We start from the raw sequence: 1388 nt of genomic DNA, 5'->3' as shown, positions 1-1388 counted from the left end.
GCCGTCCGCGGGGCAGTGGACGGCCGGGCCGCCGGTCTCGGTGGGGGGCCGGGGTCAGGGGAGTTCGTAGTTCGCGTCGAGCGCCGCCCCCGCCTCGGGGTGCGTCTCGTCGTAGCCGCGCGCGTTGCACTGGAGGCCGCCGACGACGCAGTGGTCGACGAGGGCCTTGAGGGTGGGTTCGTCCCAGGCGTTGAAGAAGTCGTAGTGGAACGAGTAGCTCGCGCCGCTGGCGAGTCGGACCCGGGACAGGTCGCCGTTGACCGGGAAGGCCATCTTGAACTCGATCATCGGCAGGGCGACCGGGTGAGTGGCCGGGCAGATGTTGTTGTTGGTCCCGGGGTTGACCACCGGATACGCCATGTGGCTCTTGTGGTCGGGCGTGTCGAGGTTTCTGCCGTCCCAGCAACTGGGCGCCTGGAAGCGGATGTTGACCTGGACGTCCTGGCGGTCCGGGCAGTCGGACGGGAAGTCGACGTTGAAGAAGCTGTCGCCGCACTCCCAGCCCTCGACGAAGCCCCGGTGGTTGCGGAACTCCTGGCCGCTCTGCATCGGGCTGCCGACGACGTAGCGCAGGCCCTTCGGGAAGGGCCGCACACTGGTGTAGTCGGTGACGCCGGCCTTGTAGTAGATGACCTGCGGGCCGATCGGCAGCACCGGCCGGTCGCCGTCGTACATGGTCGGCATCCAGTACCCCGACCGGTCGCCGGGCGCGAGGCAGGTCGTGGAACCCGCCTCCAGCGAGGCCGTCGTGCTGTTCGCGTCGGTCGTGGTGTTGCCCATGAACGTGTGGTCGTGCGACTTGCCGGGCTGCTGCGGATAGACGATCGGGTCGTCCGGTGCCGTGTGGCTGACCGCGCAGTTGGCCTGGAACTCGTGGAAGTAGCGGTGCGGCGGCTCCTTCGTGGACGGGGTGACGCCGGTGACCGGCGGGTTGGCGGGGATGTAGCCGTCGCCGTCCGGGTCCTCGGGCGAGAAGGCGGTCGAGGCGGCCATGGTGTGCCCGGAGTGCGCGGACGGTGCTGGCGGGGTCGCGGCACCGGCGTTCGCCGCGAGGGTGCCGACGCCGATCGACGTCAGCAGCAGCGCGCTTGCGACGAGGGTGCCGGACAGGACTTTCGATCTCCTTGGCATGGAGACCTCCTGGGAGTGTCGGGGAAAATCTCGGAGAGCGCTCTCCCATGGCGGAGTGTTGAGGGGCGCGGCGGGAGGTGTCAAGGGATTCGACAGGAAGGCCAGGTGCGAGCCAACGGCCCTGTTGCCCCTACTTGTTGAACACAGCACACGAGAAACGGTCACAACTCTTGACGCGCCGTGCGGGCGGATGAAACATGCACACCCAGAGAGCGCTCCCCCACCCCCACTTCGTTCATTTTCCGAACAAGGAGAGC

At 68.2% G+C, this 1388-nt stretch carries 1 protein-coding gene; it reads right to left on the bottom strand.

Annotated features, from left to right (window positions below; translation table 11 throughout):
- Positions 1–54 precede the first annotated feature (54 nt).
- Positions 55–1131: a DUF1996 domain-containing protein gene (locus tag DMH12_RS38475; RefSeq protein WP_125495859.1), complete on the bottom strand. Its 1077-nt coding sequence runs from the start codon at positions 1129–1131 to the stop codon at positions 55–57.
- Positions 1132–1388 lie beyond the last annotated feature (257 nt).

The sequence above is a fragment of the Streptomyces sp. WAC 04229 genome (assembly GCF_003947455.1).
Lineage (GTDB): Bacteria > Actinomycetota > Actinomycetes > Streptomycetales > Streptomycetaceae > Streptomyces.
The sequence above is the reverse complement of the archived record's forward strand: the minus strand, read 5'-3'. Positions and strand labels throughout refer to the sequence as shown.